Raw genomic sequence first — 17377 nt, forward strand, 5'->3', positions numbered from 1 at the left:
CCGCAACCAAGACTGGGCTGTGCGACGACGGCCGCGACCGTACAAGACGATCGCGGCCATCGCGGTTGGTGCTGAGGTCCGATCAGGACAGGTCGACCTGCGCAACGCGGGCATCGAGCTTCTCGACGATCTGCGCGACCTCGGCGTCGCCGACCACGCGGTCGACGCGCAGGATGACGGTGGCGCCCTCGCCCTCGACGTCCTGGCTCAGGGCCGCGGCCTGGATGTCGATGCCGGCGGTGCCGAGCACGGTGCCGAGCACGCCGAGCACGCCCGGGCGGTCCGCGTAGTGCACGACGATGTTGTGGCCCTCGGCGCGCAGGTCGAAGCTGCGGCCGTTGACGTTGACGATCTTCTCGACCTGCTGCAGGCCGGTCAGCGCGCCCGCGACGGCGGTGACGGTGCCGTCGGCCGCGACCGCGCGCACCTCGACGGCGCTGCGGTGGCTCTGTGCCTCGCTGTGCTTCTCCACCTCGACGCTCACGCCGCGCTGCTCGGCGAGCTGCGGGGCGTTGACGAACGTGACGGCCTCGTCGCTGCTGGCCGAGAACAGGCCGCGCAGGGCCGCGAGGCCGAGGATCTCGACGTTCTCGGCGGACAGCTCACCGGTGACGACGACCTGCACGTTCTGCACGGCCTCCGGCGAGAGGGTGCCGGCGAGCAGACCCAGCTTGCGGACCAGCTCGAGCCACGGCGCGACCTCTTCGCCGACCGGGCCACCGGAGACGTTGACGGCGTCCGGCACGAACTCGCCGGCCAGGGCCAGCAGGACGCTCTTGGCGACGTCCGTGCCCGCGCGGTCCTGGGCCTCCGAGGTGGAGGCACCGAGGTGCGGGGTGACGACGACGTTGTCGAGGTCGAACAGCTTGGAGTCGGTGCACGGCTCGGTGTTGAACACGTCGAGGCCGGCGGCGCGGACCTTGCCGCCCACGAGCGCGTCGTACAGCGCGTCCTCGTCGATCAGGCCGCCGCGGGCGGCGTTGACGATGATGACGCCGTCCTTGGCCTTGGCCAGACGCTCGGCGTTGAGGAGGCCGGCGGTCTCCTTGGTCTTGGGCAGGTGCACCGAGATGAAGTCGGCGCGCTCGACCAGCTGGTCGATGTCGACGAGCTCGATGCCCAGCTGCGCGGCGCGAGCGGCCGGCAGGTAGGGGTCGTACGCGATGATCTCGGTCTCGAACGCGGCGAGGCGCTGCGCGAACAGCTGGCCGATGCGGCCCAGGCCGACGACGCCGACGGTCTTGCCGAGGATCTCGGTGCCGTTGAAGCTCGAACGCTTCCAGGTCTTCTCACGCAGCGTGCGGTCGGCGGCCGGGATCTGGCGCGCGGTCGAGAGCAGCAGCGAGACGGCATGCTCGGCGGCGGAGTGGATGTTGGAGGTCGGCGCGTTGACGACCATCACACCGCGCTCGGTCGCGGCCGGGATGTCGACATTGTCGAGTCCGACGCCGGCGCGGCCGACGATCTTGAGCTTCGGCGCCACGGCGAGGACCTCGGCGTCGACGGTGGTCGCGGAGCGGACCAGCAGGGCGTCGGCCTCCGGGACTGCGGCGAGGAGCGCCGGGCGGTCCGGGCCGTCGACCCAGCGAACCTCGACACCGTCTCCGAGCGCATCGACGGTCGATTGTGCAAGCTTGTCGGCGATGAGGACTACGGGCCGGCCATTCTGGCTCACGAGTGAACTCCCTGCGGTAGATGTCGGGCGGATCGACCACGGCCAGCCGCCGCACCGGGCGCCCACGTCAGCCGTGACCCGGACAGCTTAGTCTCCGGCCCGGGCCAATCCACCTCGTGGGGGCCGGATACCACATAGTGGGCACCCGGAACGCCAAAAACCCGGTGCCGCTTCGTCGACAGTCGAGACTGTCCGGAAGCGGCACCGGGTTCAGGTGCGTGCTGCGGCGCGACGGCCGGAGCGCAGGTCCTGCCTACTGACTAGGCAGTTTCGGTGATCGGGCGATCGACCCAGCTCATCAGGTCGCGCAGCTTCTTGCCCGTGACCTCGATGGGGTGCTCGGCGTTGGCCTTGCGCAGGCCCTCGAGCTCGGTGTTGCCGTTCTCGACGTTGGCGACCAGGCGACGGGTGAACTCGCCGGACTGGATGTCCGCCAGGATCGCCTTCATGCGCTCCTTGGTGCCGGCGTCGATGACGCGCGGGCCGGAGAGGTAGCCGCCGAACTCCGCGGTGTCGGACACCGAGTAGTTCATGCGGGCGATGCCGCCCTCGTACATGAGGTCGACGATGAGCTTGAGCTCGTGCAGCACCTCGAAGTACGCCATCTCGGGCGCGTAGCCGGCCTCGACCATGACCTCGAAGCCCGTCTTGACGAGCTCCTCGGTGCCGCCGCAGAGCACGGCCTGCTCGCCGAAGAGGTCCGTCTCGGTCTCTTCCTTGAAGGTGGTCTTGATGACGCCCGCGCGGGTGCCACCGATCGCCTTGGCGTAGGACAGCGCGAGGGCCTGGCCCTCACCCTTCGGGTCCTGGTCGACGGCGATGAGCGCCGGGACGCCCTTGCCGTCGACGAACTGACGACGCACCAGGTGGCCGGGGCCCTTGGGGGCGACCATGCCGACCGTGACGAACTCCGGAGCCTTGATCAGGTCGAAGTGGATGTTGAGGCCGTGGCCGAAGAACAGCGCGTCGCCGTCCTTCAGGTTCGGCTCGATGTCGTTGGTGAAGATCGACGCCTGGGCGGTGTCGGGCGCGAGCACCATGATCACGTCGGCCCACTCGGACACCTCCGCCGGCGTGCCGACGGTCAGGCCCTGCTCCTCGGCCTTGGCGCGAGACTTCGAGCCCTCCTTGAGGCCGATGCGCACATCGACACCCGAGTCGCGCAGGCTCAGCGAGTGCGCGTGGCCCTGGCTGCCGTAACCGATCACAGCGACCTTGCGGCCCTGGATGATCGACAGGTCGGCGTCATCGTCGTAGAACATCTCGACTGCCACTGGTATTACCTCTCCTCTGGGGATCTTTGAAAAAGTTCTGAAATGAAGCCTGGTTCGTGCACTTAAGGTACTAGCGAGCCGCCGTGATCGACTTGGGCCCACGTCCGACCGCAACGACGCCGGACTGCACGATCTCACGGATGCCGTACGGGTCCAGCATCCGCAGCAGCGCGTCGAGCTTCGAGCGGGTACCGGTCGCCTCGATGGTCAACGACTCGGTGGAGACGTCGATCACCTTGGCGCGGAACAGGTTCACGGTCTCGAGGACCTGCGTGCGGACGCTCGCGTCGGCCCGGACCTTGATCAGGACCAGCTCGCGCGCGACGGAGGCGTCGCCTTCCTGCTCGACGATCTTGAGCACGTTCACCAGCTTGTTGAGCTGCTTGGTGACCTGCTCGAGCGGGAACTCGTCGACGGTGACGACGATGGTCATACGGGAGACCTCGGGGAGCTCGGTCGCCCCGACCGCGAGGGACTCGATGTTGAAGCCCCGACGGGAGAACAGCGCGGCCACGCGGGCCAGCACTCCCGGCTTGTCCTCGACGAGAACGCTCAGGGTGTGACTCGTGCTCACTTGTTGTCCTCGCTGTCCGTGGCGGCGGCCGAATCGACGACCTGCTGCTCGCGTTCCATGGCCTCGTGGATGACGGCAGGCTCGGCGACCAGCTCGTCGTCGTCGAAGAGCGGCCGGATTCCCCGGGCCGCCATGATCTCGTCGTTGCTGGTGCCCGCGGCGACCATCGGCCACACCTGGGCGTCGTCGCTCACGATGAAGTCGATCACCACGGGCTTGTCGTTGATCGACTGCGCCTCGCGGATCGCGGCCTCCACGTCCTCCTCGCGCTCGACCCGGATTCCGTGGCAGCCCAACGCCTCCGCCAGCTTCACGAAGTCAGGGATCCGGACCGCGCCGTGGGTACCGAGGTTGGTGTTGGAGTAGCGCTCCTCGTAGAAGAGGGTCTGCCACTGCCGGACCATGCCGAGGTTGCCGTTGTTGACCAGCGCGACCTTGATCGGCACGCCCTCGAGGGCACAGGTCGCCAGTTCCTGGTTGGTCATCTGGAAGCAGCCGTCGCCGTCGATGGCCCACACCTCGGCCTCGGGCCGGCCCATCTTGGCGCCCATCGCGGCGGGCACGGCGTAGCCCATGGTGCCGAGACCGCCGGAGTTCAGCCAGGTGCGCGGCTTCTCGTAGTTGACGAACTGCGCGGCCCACATCTGGTGCTGGCCGACGCCGGCGCAGTAGATCGCGTCGGGACCGGCGAGCCGGCCGACCGCCTCGATCACGAACTCGGGCGAGAGCGCGCCGTCCGAGGGGCGTGCGTACGCCAGCGGGTAGGTCTTGCGCAGGCCGTCGAGGTACGCCCACCACTCGGTCAGGTCGGTGGTCGTGCCGGTGGCCATGTCGGCCCGGATCGCCTCGATCAGCTCGACGATGACCTCCTTGCAGTCACCGACGATCGGCACGTCCGCGTACCGGTTCTTGCCGATCTCGGCCGGGTCGATGTCCGCATGGATCACCTTGGCGTCGGGCGCGAAGGAGGTGAGCTGGCCGGTGACCCGGTCGTCGAAACGGGCACCGAGGGTGATCAGCAGGTCGCTCTTCTGCAGCGCCGCGACGGCCGAGACCTTGCCGTGCATGCCGGGCATGCCGCAGTGCAGCTGGTGGCTGTCCGGGAAGGCGCCGCGGGCCATCAGGGTGGTGACGACGGGAATCCCGGTCAGTTCCGCCAGCTCGATCAGTTCCGCGGACGCGTTGGCCTTGATGACGCCGCCGCCGACGTAGAGCACGGGCGCCTTGGCGTCGGCGATCAGCCGGGCCGCCTCGCGGACCTGCTTGCCGTGCGGCTTGCTGACCGGACGGTAGCCGGGCAGCCGCATCTCCGGCGGCCACGAGAAGGTGGTCTGCGCCTGCAGGATGTCCTTCGGGATGTCGACGAGGACCGCACCCGGTCGACCGCTGGACGCCAGGTAGAAGGCCTCCGCGATGATGCGCGGGATGTCGATCGCGTCGGTGATGAGGAAGTTGTGCTTGGTGATCGGCATCGTGATGCCGGAGATGTCGGCTTCCTGGAAACCGTCGGTGCCGATGAGGCTGCGCGCGACCTGACCGGTGATCGCGACGACCGGGACGGAGTCCATCTGCGCGTCGGCCAGCGGCGTCACCAGGTTGGTCGCGCCGGGGCCGGAGGTGGCCATGCAGACGCCGACCTTCCCGGTCGCCTGCGCGTAGCCGGTCGCGGCGTGGCCGGCGCCCTGCTCGTGACGAACCAGGACGTGACGGACCTTCTTCGAGTCGAAGAGCGGGTCGTAGACGGGCAGCACTGCGCCACCGGGGATCCCGAAGACGGTGTCGACCTCGAGCTCCTCGAGGGCCCGAACCACGGACTGCGCGCCGGACACGCGCTCCGGGGCGACCTGGCGGCGGGCGCCGGGCTGGGTTGCTGCGGTTGTCGGGGCGGGCTGAGCCGTCGCCCCCGCCTTGCGCGGCGTGGGCTGCGGCCGTGCGATTGGTGCGCTCACTACGTAATCCTCTGGTCTTGAAGTTTTGAAGCTAGCTCCGGGCAAGAAAAAACCCCCGTCAGCAATTCATGCTGTACGAGGGTGGCGCGTCGTGCTTGCGAGTTGACGGGTATCGACTCAGGCGACGACGCGCCAGCCGATTACGAGCAACTCATTCTGCTTCACGCGCTCGAAGGTAGGCGCATCAAGGATGAACAGTCAACCTGGTGAGTTCTCTGTCCCAGAATGTGAGAGCGCTGGCGGCGATGCGAGGATGGTGCTGTGTCATCCCCATCGCAGCCCGTGCCACCACGCCCATCCTCCCACACCGCCGAACCGGTCGAGCAGTCCATACACATCTCCAAGCTCTCGATCCTGCCCGTCCTCATGCTGGCGTTCGGCCTCACCTTCGTCATCTTCGCGAGCCCGCCCTGGGTGTCCGTCCTGTGGCTCCTCCCGGTCGCCGTCCTGGTGTGGACCCTGCGGGTGCGCACCGTCGTCTCCCCCGACGGCCTGCGAGTGCACCGGATGTTCTCCAGCCGGAACATCGAATGGAGCGAGCTCAAGGGCTTCCGCTTCCCCAAGCACGGCTGGGCCCGGGCGGAGCTGACCGACGGCAGCGAGGTCACCCTCCCCGTGGTCACCTTCGGCCGACTCCCCCAACTGGCCGCTGCCAGCGGCGGCCGGGTCACCGATCCCTACGCCGCGGCCGACCGCGCCGCCCGCGAAGCCGCGCAGGCAGAAGCCGAGACCGACACCGAGCCCGAGGGCCCCACCGGCGCCGAGCCGGACACCGACGCCCACTGAGACGCGAGTACCGTTGCGCCGACAGCACTCGACGTCTACACGGTCGGTCCGTTGATGTCATCGCGGTCCGTTCTGCGGCAGCCCCCGCAGGCCGGGTGCCTACGCTCGCGTCACGTCGACCGATCCCCACACCAGCGGATCCCCAGATAGTGAAGGACACCCCATGCCCCCGTTGAGGTCACGCACCACCACCATCGGCCGCAATGCCGCCGGAGCCCGATCCCTGTGGCGCGCCACCGGAATGACGGACTCCGACTTCGGCAAGCCGATCGTCGCCGTCGCGAACTCCTACACGCAGTTCGTGCCCGGCCACGTGCACCTCAAGAACGTGGGCGACATTGTCGCCGAGGCGATCCGCGAGGCGGGCGGCGTCCCGCGCGAGTTCCACACCATCGCTGTCGACGACGGCATCGCGATGGGCCACGGCGGCATGCTGTACTCGCTGCCCAGCCGCGAGATCATCGCCGACTCGGTCGAGTACATGGCGAACGCGCACACCGCCGACGCCCTCGTCTGCATCTCGAACTGCGACAAGATCACCCCGGGCATGCTCAACGCCGCGATGCGCCTGAACATCCCGACGGTCTTCGTCTCCGGCGGACCGATGGAGGCCGGCAAGGCAGTGGTCGTCGGCGGCGTCGCACAGGCCCCCACCGACCTGATCACGGCCATCTCCGCATCCGCCAACGACGCCGTCTCCGAGGAAGGCCTCGACGAGGTGGAGCGCAGCGCGTGCCCCACCTGCGGCTCCTGCTCCGGCATGTTCACCGCGAACTCGATGAACTGCCTCACCGAGGCGCTCGGCCTGGCACTGCCCGGCAACGGCTCCACGCTGGCCACCCACGAGGCCCGGCGCGCGCTGTTCTCCCTCGCCGGCACCGTCGTCGTCGAGGCCGCGCTCCGGTACTACCGCGACGAGGACGAGTCGGTGCTGCCCCGCAACATCGCGACGCCGGCCGCGTTCCGCAACGCGATGGCACTCGACGTCGCCATGGGCGGGTCGACGAACACGGTGCTGCACACCCTCGCCGCCGCCCAGGAGGGCGAGGTCGACTTCGACCTCGACACCATCGACGCGATCAGCCGCAAGGTCCCCTGCCTGTCGAAGGTCTCCCCCAACTCCGACTACCACATGGAGGACGTGCACCGGGCCGGCGGAATCCCGGCCCTGCTCGGCGAGTTGCGGCGCGGCGGAATGCTCGAGACGGACGTCTCCACGGTGCACACCAAGAGCTTCGACCAGTGGCTCGACACCTGGGACATCCGCTCCGGCAAGGCTTCCGAGGAGGCGCTCGAGCTCTTCCACGCGGCGCCGGGCGGGGTGCGCACCACGGAGCCGTTCTCCACGTCCAACCGCTGGTCCGCGCTGGACACCGACGCCGCGGGCGGCTGCATCCGCGACGTCGAGCACGCCTACACCGTCGAGGGCGGCCTGGTCGTGCTGCGCGGCAACGTCGCCGTCGACGGCGCGATCCTCAAGACCGCGGGCATCGACGAGGAACTGTTCTCCTTCCAGGGTCCGGCGCTCGTCGTCGAGTCGCAGGAGGAGGCCGTCTCGGTGATCCTGCAGAAGAAGATCAAGCCGGGCGATGTCCTGGTGGTCCGCTACGAGGGACCGAAGGGCGGGCCGGGCATGCAGGAGATGCTGCACCCCACCGCGTTCCTGAAGGGCGCGGGCCTGGGCAAGGAGTGCGCCCTGATCACCGACGGCCGCTTCTCCGGCGGCACCTCGGGACTGTCCATCGGGCACATCTCGCCGGAGGCCGCCGCCGGTGGCGTGATCGGCCTGGTGGAGACCGGTGACCAGGTTCGCATCGACGTCGCCACCCGCACCCTCGAGATCCTCGTCGACGACGCGGTGCTCGCCGAGCGTCGCGCGAAGATGGAGGCCTCCGAGCGCCCCTGGCAGCCCGTGGACCGTCAGCGCACCGTCACGACCGCGTTGCGGGCCTACGCCGCGCTCGCCACGTCGGCAGACAAGGGCGCCGTCCGCTACGTCCCCTGAGCAACCGGCAGCCCCGGAAATCCCTCGGCCCCGTCACCCTCCCGTCCCATTCGGACGCGGTGGGTGGCGGGGCCGAGTCGTGCGCCCGGGGCGTCGCGAGGGTGCTTGCCGCAGTGTCCGACCTCCGTCACTGTCGACACCCGACTGTTAGTTCCGTCACATGAATTCATCCGACGGCCGCCGACATCCCAGAGCTCGCACCGATGCCCCCGCCCGGCCTCGGGCGACGCCCACGGCCGACCTCGACCCGCTCGCCGGGCGACGGGAACCCACACGGAAGCCACACCCGAACCCCGCCCGCCGCCGGTCGCGTCCGGCCGCACCGGGCGCCCGCGGACACCGTGTGACGTAATCGAATAAGGCGTGCTGACCGCATACTTGCACCCAGAATTCTAGTTTTGAGATACGTAAGTTCACACATAATTCGGCGCAATACTACTTTTCGGTAATTTACTGCGAAGTATCGAATGAACCTCGATTTCTACCCATAGGTAGCCCCGCAGTTTCTTACGGCAGACAATCCGGAGAAATGCGACAACGGGACCACGAAACGCACCCCCGACTGGGCATCCACCCGGCTCCTCCGGCCGAGATACATGTCTGGCGCCCTCCGCGCACATCGCTTACCGTCTGCCTCGGCCACAATTCCGAGGCCCTGGTATTTCGTTATCCAGATGCACTGAATTGTTTCAGCGAACCCCGGAATTTGCTCCACGGGTGCGGTCTGGAGCAATTGGGAAATCAACACAGGGGATGAAATGAGTTCCAGTAATACCGTTGGCTGTGCCGTGCACAGGGTGACGATGGGCGATCTTGCTGATCTCGAGGGGAAGGCGCTCGCGGGTTCTTCGCGGGTACTGATATCTCAGCAACGCATCGACACCTTCGCCGACGCGACAAACGACCACCAGTGGATCCATGTGGATCCCGTTCGAGCCGCACAGGGCCCGTTCGGCACCACCATCGCGCACGGCTACCTGACCTTGTCGCTCGCCGTGGAGTTGTTCTGGGGCATCCTCGAGGTCACCGACTCCGTGCAGGTGATCAACTACGGACTCAACAAGGTGCGCTTTCCCGCCCCCGTCCCGGTCGACTCCGAGGTCGGCGCCACCGCGACCGTGCTGTCGGTCGATCCGGTCCCGGGTGGACACCAGTTGACGGTCAAGCTGACCTTCGACGTGGCGGGCATCGACCGGCCGGTCTGCGTGTGCGAAATGATCCTGCGCTACTTCGGCGACAGCCCCGACTCGACGACAGACGGCACGAATGGGACGAACGGTGGCGGCAATGCTTGAGAATCTGCAGCGCCGGATCGGCGCCAAGGTGGACCCCGTCGGCTGGTTCTCGGCAACCGGGTCGGTGTCGAAGAACGCGATCAAGAACCCGGCGGAGGTGACGGCGGCGACCGGCCGGCTGGCACGGACCCTGGCCCAGATTCCGCCGGCGACCCTGCGGGTCGCCCTCGGCACCGAGGCCTCGGCGCCGCAGTCGGTGAGCGAGTGCGACAACCGCTTCCGCGATCCCGCGTGGCGGGAGAACCCCGCGTACTTCGCCCTGCTGCAGTCCTACCTGACCACTCGGACCTTCGTCGACGACCTGGTCGACGCCGGCACCGAGGACGAGTTCACCGCGGCCAAGGCACGCCAGTTCGCGCACCTCGCACTCGACGCGGCGGCCCCGACCAACTCGCCGTTGACGAACCCGACGGTGCTCACCCGGGCGATCCAGACCGGCGGCAAGTCCTTGGTCCGCGGCGCGGGCTACGCGCTGGAGGACCTCGTCAAGCGCGGCGGCCGGCCGTTGCGGGTGGACCATGACGCCTTCACTGTCGGCGAGAACATGGCCGCGACCGAGGGCAAGGTCGTCTTCCGCAACGAGATGATCGAGCTGATCCAGTACGCGCCGCAGACCACACAGGTGCACGAGATCCCGCTGCTGGCCTGCCCGCCCTGGATCAACAAGTACTACATCATGGACATCGGTCCGGACCGCAGCTACCTCGAGTGGGCCGTCCAGCACAACCGCACCGTGTTCGTGATGTCGTACCGGAACCCGGACGAGTCGATGGGCGCAGTGACGTTCGAGGACTACCTCGACCAGGGCATCGACGCGGCGATGGACGCGGTCCTGGAGATCACCGGGGCCCCGCGGGCCGACATCGCGGGCCTGTGCCTCGGCGGGGCCATGTCCGCGATCGCGGCCGGGCACTTTGCCGGCAAGGGCGACCAGCGGATGGGCACCCTGACCCTGATCAACACGCTCCTCGACTACAGCGAGCCGGGTGAACTCGGGTTGATCTCCGACCCGGAGACGCTGTACAAGATCGACATCATCATGGGGAAGAACGGCTACCTCGCGGGCGAGGACATGAGCCTGACCTTCGACCTGCTCCGCGCGAACGACCTGATCTTCGGCTACTGGGTCAGCAGGTGGATGCTCGGCGAAAAGCCTGCCGCCTTCGACCTTCTCGTGTGGAACGAGGACTCCACCCGGATGCCGGCCGCCATGCACAGCCGCTACCTGCGTTCGCTCTACCGGGACAACGAACTGGCCAGGGGCGAGTTCACGATCGGCGACGAGAAGATCTCGCTGTCCGACTTCACCAACGACGTGTACGTCATCGGCGCGGAGAACGACCACATCGTGCCGTGGGCGTCGTCGTACGCCAGCGCGGGGCTGTTCGGCGGCAACGTGCGCTACGTGCTCTCGAACGGTGGCCACATCGCCGGCATCGTGAACCCGCCCGGGAAGAAGAGCTGGGTCGAGGCACTGGGCGCCCCCGACGCCAAGCAGGCGCCCGCCCTGCCGGCCGACGCGCAGACCTGGCGGGAGAAGGCGAAGCGGAGCCCGGGGTCGTGGTGGGCGGACTGGACGACCTGGTCCAACCAGCGCGCCGGCGCGCTGCAGGCTCCGCCGCCGATGGGCGGACCCGGGCACAAGGTGCTCGGCGCCGCACCGGGCACGTACGTGTTCAGCTGACCGCAACCCTGGAGAGTTAGCAGTGATCATGCTAACCTGCTAACGTGCCGTAGGCGGGCAAGGACTGTTGCCGCACACGCGATTCCACCGCACATCCGATCACCACGAGGAGTAGCCATGACCGTCACGAAGTCCGCTCAGAGCACCATCGACGCCGGTGTCGAGAGCGCCACCAAGGTCGTCGACGCCAGCGCCGCTCGCGCCGCCAAGGTCGTCGACGCGACCACCGAGCGGGTCACCAAGGTCGTCGACGCGACCACCGAGCGGGTCACCAAGGCGGTCGACGAGAGCGCCGAGCGCGCACAGAACTTCAACGAAAAGGTCTACGCCGCGGCCAAGCAGGCCAGCCTGCTGACGCTGGACAGCTACGAGAAGTCGCTGGGCACCGTCACGGAGTTCCAGAAGAAGCTCGCCGGCGCGTCGGGCCTGGACTGGGTCGGGGCCGTCGTCAACGCGCAGGCCGACCTGGTCTCCGGCCTCAGCGCCACCGCCACCTCCGCGGCCCGCGAGATGCTCAAGTAGGACAGAGCGGCGAACCAGGCGCGGTCCCCGGCAGGCACACTCACTCCTGCCGGGGACCGCGCCGTCTTTGTCCACAACTACAGAAAGCAACGCATGCGCGTGTTCAGAGAAGTCGCCGAGGCCGCCGTCGCCAGCTGGACGGCGTACGCGCGCGGCGCGCTGCGCCGCGATCGGGCTCCGTGGGGACCGCTTGCCGACGCCGCGGTGTTCTGGCAGGTACTCCTCCACCGGTCGCCGCCGCGTTTCCACCACGACAGCGTCACCGAAAAGCTCTGGACGCAGGCCTGCCTGCGGAACTTCTCCACCGCGGCCRCGGCCGGACCGGGATCGATCCTTCCGACCCTGGTGGTGCCGCCCCGATCTGGGCAGACCTCGTGCGTCGTCGACCTGTCCCCCCGGCAGAGCCTGCTCGGCACCTGCCTCGAGGCCGGCCTGGACGACCTGCACTGCATCGAATGGCTCGATCCGACTGCGGCCGAGGACGACTGGGGCATCGAGGAACACCTCCGGGTGCTCGACGAGGCCGTCACCGCACTCGGCGGCCGGGTCAACCTGGTCGGCTTCTCCCAGGGCGGCTGGCTGGCCGCGACGCACGCCGCCCGGCGCCCCGAATCCGTGGCCACCCTGACCGTGGCGTCCGCACCGATCGACTGCGAACGCGGAGTCGACGCGCAACGCACTGCCTGGATACGGGCRGGACGGAGCAGGGTCGGCGCCGGCGTGGTCGGTGCGCTGCCCTGGGACCTGCTGCAGTCCGGGCGCACCCAGGCAGCGGCTCTGAACCTGGCGGAGTGGCCGACCGAATGGGGTCGGATGATGGCGCTGTGGGGTGCCATCGACGATCCGGCGGCGGTCGAGGCGGAAACCGCGTTCCGGAACTGGATCAACCATCCGCAGGACGTTCCGACGGCGCTCTACCGTTGGACGCTCGAGCACCTGTTCCTGCGCAACGAACTCGCCCGCGGCGAGATGACCGTCGGCGGCGAGCGTATCGACCTGGCCGCCGTCGAGTGCCCGCTCTTCCTCCTCGCCGGCACCCGCGACACCGTCACGCCGCCCACCCAACTGTGGGCGCTGGCCGACCTCGTCTCGACGCCCCGGGAGTCCGTCACCAGGATCACCGCGGACACCGGCCACCTGGGCATGGTGTGCGAGACGGAAGTGCTTCGCCGGCAGTGGCTTCCGCTGCTGCGGGACGTTGCCGTCGTATCGGCCCGGCGGGGCTAGTCGGTACCGGCCTGGCCACGGCCACGGCGCCGGTTGGCGACCGTCATCTCGCGGAAGGTCGTGTACATCTCCTCCAGCGCGGCGCGCTGCGCCTTCGTGAGGTCCTTGTCCCTGCGGATCGCCACGACCACCTCGGGCTTGCCGTCGGTGTCGCCGCGGTGCGCACGGGCCGAGAGCAGGTCGGCGGACATCTTCAGGTGGTCCGCGATCGACTCGAGCACCTGCTCGCTCGGCTCACGCAGGTTGCGTTCGATCTGGGACAGGTAGGGGTTCGAGATGCCCACCATCTCGGCGAGCTGCCGCATCGGGAGGGCCGCCAGTTCGCGCTGTCTGCGAATCATCTCCCCCAGCGTGGGCAAGGGGGGCGTCTCGTCGGCCATTGGCCCATCCTACCCACCGCGCGGACGCCGAAAAGTGCTGCTGCCGACCCGCTCGCGCCCCGGCGGGTCCCACCCACCAGGGCGCGGCCGGCCGCTCAGGCCGCGGCGAACTCGGCGATCCGCCGGCGGGCGRGCGACACCGCGGCCGTGTCGCTGTCCACCCCGACGACGCGGGCGTAGTCGAGGATCTCGAGCACCACCTCGCCGATCCGGTCGACCCGGTCGACGAAGTCGCTCACCCCGTTCACCTCCGCCTCGCAAGAGATCAGCCCGCCGGAGTTGGAGACGAAGTCCGGCACGTACACGACGCCACGGGCAGCGAGCGCAGCGCTGACCGTCGGCTCCGCCAACATGTTGTTCGCCGCACCCACCACCGCGACCGCGGAGAGCCGTTTCGCCACGGCATGGTCGACCACCTGCCCCGGTCCCGCCGGGCAGACCACGTCCACCTCGGCGTGCAGGATGTCGGACAGCGGACTTGGCTGCGCGCCAAAGCTTTCCACTGCCTTCTCGACCCGCACCGGATCCGGGTCGGCGACCAGGACGGTGGCTCCTCGCGCGGTCAGCTGCTCGACGATGCCCAGGCCCACGTTGCCTGCGCCCTGCACCGCCACCCGCAGCCCCTCGACGTCGCGGCCCAGGTGCGACGCCACCGCCGCGATCGAGGCCACCACGCCGCGGGCGGTGTACGGCGAGGGGTCACGCCCCGCACTCGAGACCCGCGGCACGTACCGGCCGATCACCGCGAGGTCAGCGCTGCCGGTACCCATGTCGGCCCCGGGGATGTACCGCCCGCCGAACATTCCGATGTGCCGGCCGTGCGCTTCGAGCACGTCCCGGGTCTTGTCACTGAACGGGTCGGCGTTGACGACACTCTTGCCGCCGCCGAGCGGGAGGCCCGCAAGGGCGGCCTTGAAGGTCATCGCGCGCGCCAGTCGCATGGCGTCGGCGGCCGCCAGCTCGTCGCTGGCGTACTTGCGGATCCGGACCCCGCCCAGCGCCGGGCCCAGCGTGGTGTCGTGCACCGCGACGATGCTCGCGAATCCGCCCTCCGTCCGGCGGATCGACAGCTGCTCGAAGTCCTGATCGGCCAGCGAATTCACGACGCTCATGACGCTCTCCTGTGATACYCCGCCCGCGACAAGTCCACCCTCGTGGGGCTGACTCGCTGTGAGGCAATGATTTACGGCACTTGTGGCACGTTCCGGCGGGACCCCGCCGGAGAAGAACTGTAAGCGGCGTCACACAATTGTCAACCCCGCCGGGCCGCACGCCGCGCGGCCGACGATCCGCCTGCGCACGAAGCGCAGCTGCGTCGACGGATGGCGCACCGAGGTGAGCATCCTGCTCAACTTGGCCGCCGGGTATTGCCGCCGCGGGCCCTCGGATGATTCCCTTCGTCTCGCCACTGAGACCTGGATCACAGTCCACCTACGATCGCCTTCGGTGACACCGCCCATTTCCCGGCCCACGAGGCCGCAGGCTGCACAGCAAGGAGTCCACCCATGCCCGGAGCAGGCATCTGGCGAACGAAATCAGTCGAACAGTCGATAGCGGACACAGACGAACCCGGCACCCGCCTGCGGCGCGACCTCACGGCCTGGGACCTGACGGTGTTCGGCGTCGCCGTGGTCGTCGGCGCGGGCATCTTCACGCTGACCGCACGCACCGCGGGCAACGTGGCCGGGCCGTCGATCTCGCTGGCCTTCGTCCTTGCCGCCGCGGCGTGCGGGCTGGCAGCCCTGTGTTACGCCGAGTTCGCGTCCGCCGTGCCGGTGGCCGGCAGCGCCTACACCTTCTCGTACGCCACCTTCGGCGAGTTCGTCGCCTGGATCATCGGCTGGGACCTGATCCTCGAGTTCGCGCTCGCCTCGGCGGTGGTCGCGAAGGGCTGGTCGCTGTACCTCGGCAACGTGATCGGCGCGGCCGGGTCCACGACCGCGCATCTCGGACCGATCGCCTTCGACTGGGGCGCCCTGGTGATCATCGGTGCGATCACCCTGGTCCTCGCCATCGGCACCAAGGTGTCGTCGCGCGTCTCGGCCGTCATCACCGCCATCAAGATCATCGTGGTCCTGCTCGTCATCGTGGTCGGCGCGTTCTACGTCAAGAAGGAGAACTACTCGCCGTACGTCCCGCCCGCCGAGGGCGCGGCCAGCACCGCCAGCGGCGTGCACCAGTCGCTGTTCTCGTTCTTCACCGGCGCCGGCGGCAGCACCTACGGCTGGTACGGCCTGCTCGCCGCCGCCAGCCTGGTGTTCTTCGCGTTCATCGGATTCGACGTCGTGGCCACCACCGCGGAGGAGACCAAGAACCCCCAGAAGGCGCTGCCGCGGGGCATTCTCGGCTCCCTCGCCATCGTCACCGTGCTCTATGTCGGCGTCACCCTGGTGCTGACCGGGATGGTCAAGTACACCGACCTGCGCAGCGGCAGCCCACTGGTCGGCGACAGCAGCGCGACGCTCGCCACGGCCTTCGAGGCGCACGGCATCACCTGGGCGCAGTGGGTCATCAACTTCGGCGGACTTGCCGGCCTGACCACGGTCGTGATGGTCATGATGCTCGGCCAGACCCGGGTGCTGTTCGCGATGTCACGGGACGGGCTGATGCCCCGCGGCCTGGCGAAGACCGGCAAGAAGGGCACCCCGGTGCGGATCACCCTCATCGTCGGCGGCGTCGTCGCCCTGCTGGCCGGTTTCTTCCCGATGGGCACCCTCGAGGAGATGGTGAACATCGGCACCCTGTTCGCCTTCGTCCTGGTCTGCATCGGGGTGATGGTGCTGCGCCGCACCCGCCCGGACCTGCCGCGTGGCTTCCGGGTCCCGCTGATGCCCGTCGTCCCGATCGTCGCGGTGCTGGCCTGCCTGTGGCTGATGCTCAACCTGTCGGTGGAGACCTGGATCCGGTTCGTCGTCTGGATGGCGCTCGGCATCGCCGTCTACTTCGCCTACGGATACCGCAAGTCGATCCTCGGCCGGCGCCTCAACGCCCCGGTGGAGCCGGCGCCGCAACCCGAGCGGGCAAGCCTGCCCGTCTGACCTCACTCACCTCTCAGCCAGCCCCCTGGTCACTCAGATCAGGGGGTTGGCGCCGTCCAGGAAGATCCACAGGCACACCCCGGCCGCGACGCCGAGGATCAGCGCCAGCGCCGATCCGGTGCGCGGGCGGGTGGCCCACCGATGGGCGCCGTCCACGGCGATCCGGCCGGGTCCGCAGAGGATCACCGCGATCAGGGCGGCCACCAGCAGGGTCTCGTACTCGACACCCGCCGGGGCGAAGAACTGCAGGCCCGGTTCGGCGACCTGCCGCACACACCAGGCGTTGATCATCACCACGAGCACCGCGGCGGCGGCCAGCGGCGTCATCAACCCGACGATCAGGAACACACCGCCGACGACCTCGGCGACCGCGCCGAGGATCGAGAGCAGCCGGGCCTGGTCGAACCCCGCCTCGACCAGAGTGGTCTCGAAGCCGTCGAGGCCGGGTCCGCCCCACCAGCCGAAGAGCTTCTGCAGGCCGTACCCTAGCGCGAGCGCGCCGACCGCGACCCGCAGCACCAACAGTCCGAGGTCCAGGGTGCCCCGCGGCGCCGCGGCAACCGCGGCATGCGACGCGGCGGCGGCCGGGTCCGATTCCGCGGAGAGTCGAGCCGGGGCGGGTGCCACGACGGTCGGCGCCGGCGTCACGTACGGCTCCTCGAGGGCGAAGGAGCCGTCGACGTCGTAGGCGTCGTCGGTCGGCAGCACCTCGGTGGTGCGGGTCGGCGACTCGTACTCCGCCGCAACGTACTCCGGTTCCGTGTATGCCGTTGCGACGTACTCCATGACCGGTTCGGGGGTCCGGCGGGCAGCCGGAAGGGCGGGACCGTTGTAGGTCGGAATCTGCTCGGTGGGCAGCAGACCCAGGTCCTCGTCGGTGGTCGGGATCCGCTCGGTGGGGTGGTCGAACGGGCTGGAGACGTCGCGAGGCTTCTGTGTCACGGTGACAGGGTAGAGCGCGCGGGCAG

The 17377-nt window shown here is 68.9% G+C and carries 14 protein-coding genes; 7 read left to right on the top strand and 7 right to left on the bottom strand.

Going from position 1 to position 17377, the window contains the following annotated elements; translation table 11 throughout:
* Positions 1-82 precede the first annotated feature (82 nt).
* From serA to AC1DU4_RS10990, 4 genes are all read right to left on the bottom strand, one after another.
* On the bottom strand, positions 83-1675 hold the full coding sequence (gene serA / locus AC1DU4_RS10975; protein WP_072845142.1) for a phosphoglycerate dehydrogenase: 1593 nt from the start codon (positions 1673-1675) through the stop codon (positions 83-85).
* A 260-nt stretch (positions 1676-1935) separates the two neighbouring features.
* Positions 1936-2937 carry a ketol-acid reductoisomerase gene (gene ilvC / locus AC1DU4_RS10980; RefSeq protein WP_174556706.1) on the bottom strand — a complete coding sequence of 334 codons (1002 nt, stop codon included), beginning with the start codon at positions 2935-2937 and terminating at the stop codon, positions 1936-1938.
* Positions 2938-3019: 82 nt separating this feature from the next.
* Positions 3020-3523: an acetolactate synthase small subunit gene (gene ilvN / locus AC1DU4_RS10985; RefSeq protein ID WP_072845140.1), complete on the bottom strand. Its 504-nt coding sequence runs from the start codon at positions 3521-3523 to the stop codon at positions 3020-3022.
* Positions 3520-5472, bottom strand: a complete 1953-nt coding sequence (locus tag AC1DU4_RS10990; RefSeq protein ID WP_477839721.1) for an acetolactate synthase large subunit — start codon at positions 5470-5472, stop codon at positions 3520-3522. The genes ilvN and AC1DU4_RS10990 overlap by 4 nt, the downstream gene beginning before the upstream one ends.
* A gap of 282 nt (positions 5473-5754) precedes the next feature.
* Here AC1DU4_RS10990 and AC1DU4_RS10995 point away from each other — a divergent pair, with 282 nt between their 5' ends.
* From AC1DU4_RS10995 to AC1DU4_RS11020, 6 genes are all read left to right on the top strand, one after another.
* On the top strand, positions 5755-6258 hold the full coding sequence (locus tag AC1DU4_RS10995; protein WP_477839723.1) for a PH domain-containing protein: 504 nt from the start codon (positions 5755-5757) through the stop codon (positions 6256-6258).
* A gap of 163 nt (positions 6259-6421) precedes the next feature.
* The gene (gene ilvD / locus AC1DU4_RS11000) at positions 6422-8263 is read left to right on the top strand and encodes a dihydroxy-acid dehydratase (protein WP_477839725.1); all 1842 of its coding nucleotides are present in this window, start codon (positions 6422-6424) and stop codon (positions 8261-8263) included.
* A gap of 803 nt (positions 8264-9066) precedes the next feature.
* Positions 9067-9558: a MaoC family dehydratase gene (locus AC1DU4_RS11005; RefSeq protein WP_477839727.1), complete on the top strand. Its 492-nt coding sequence runs from the start codon at positions 9067-9069 to the stop codon at positions 9556-9558.
* Positions 9551-11242, top strand: coding sequence for a PHA/PHB synthase family protein (locus AC1DU4_RS11010; RefSeq protein WP_477839729.1), 1692 nt, complete (start codon positions 9551-9553; stop codon positions 11240-11242). Before AC1DU4_RS11005 ends, AC1DU4_RS11010 begins: the two co-directional genes overlap by 8 nt.
* A 117-nt stretch (positions 11243-11359) precedes the next feature.
* On the top strand, positions 11360-11764 hold the full coding sequence (locus tag AC1DU4_RS11015; protein ID WP_477839731.1) for a hypothetical protein: 405 nt from the start codon (positions 11360-11362) through the stop codon (positions 11762-11764).
* A gap of 93 nt (positions 11765-11857) precedes the next feature.
* Positions 11858-12991 carry an alpha/beta fold hydrolase gene (locus AC1DU4_RS11020; protein ID WP_477839733.1) on the top strand — a complete coding sequence of 378 codons (1134 nt, stop codon included), beginning with the start codon at positions 11858-11860 and terminating at the stop codon, positions 12989-12991.
* On the opposite strand, the gene AC1DU4_RS11025 is transcribed toward AC1DU4_RS11020, so the two are convergent.
* Together AC1DU4_RS11025 and AC1DU4_RS11030 are read right to left on the bottom strand one after the other, a co-directional pair.
* On the bottom strand, positions 12988-13371 hold the full coding sequence (locus AC1DU4_RS11025) for a helix-turn-helix domain-containing protein (protein WP_072845133.1): 384 nt from the start codon (positions 13369-13371) through the stop codon (positions 12988-12990). The genes AC1DU4_RS11020 and AC1DU4_RS11025 overlap by 4 nt on opposite strands.
* 95 nt (positions 13372-13466) lie before the next feature.
* Positions 13467-14483 carry a Glu/Leu/Phe/Val family dehydrogenase gene (locus tag AC1DU4_RS11030; RefSeq protein WP_477839736.1) on the bottom strand — a complete coding sequence of 339 codons (1017 nt, stop codon included), beginning with the start codon at positions 14481-14483 and terminating at the stop codon, positions 13467-13469.
* 393 nt (positions 14484-14876) lie between these two features.
* Between AC1DU4_RS11030 and AC1DU4_RS11035 the strand changes: the two genes are divergently transcribed.
* Positions 14877-16409 (top strand): amino acid permease, encoded by a 1533-nt coding sequence (locus AC1DU4_RS11035; protein WP_477839738.1) that lies wholly within the window; start codon positions 14877-14879, stop codon positions 16407-16409.
* Positions 16410-16442: 33 nt separating this feature from the next.
* On the opposite strand, the gene AC1DU4_RS11040 is transcribed toward AC1DU4_RS11035, so the two are convergent.
* Positions 16443-17351, bottom strand: a complete 909-nt coding sequence (locus AC1DU4_RS11040) for a DoxX family protein (protein WP_477839739.1) — start codon at positions 17349-17351, stop codon at positions 16443-16445.
* Positions 17352-17377: the final 26 nt, after the last annotated feature.

Source organism: Rhodococcus sp. P4_F5 (genome assembly GCF_056401315.1).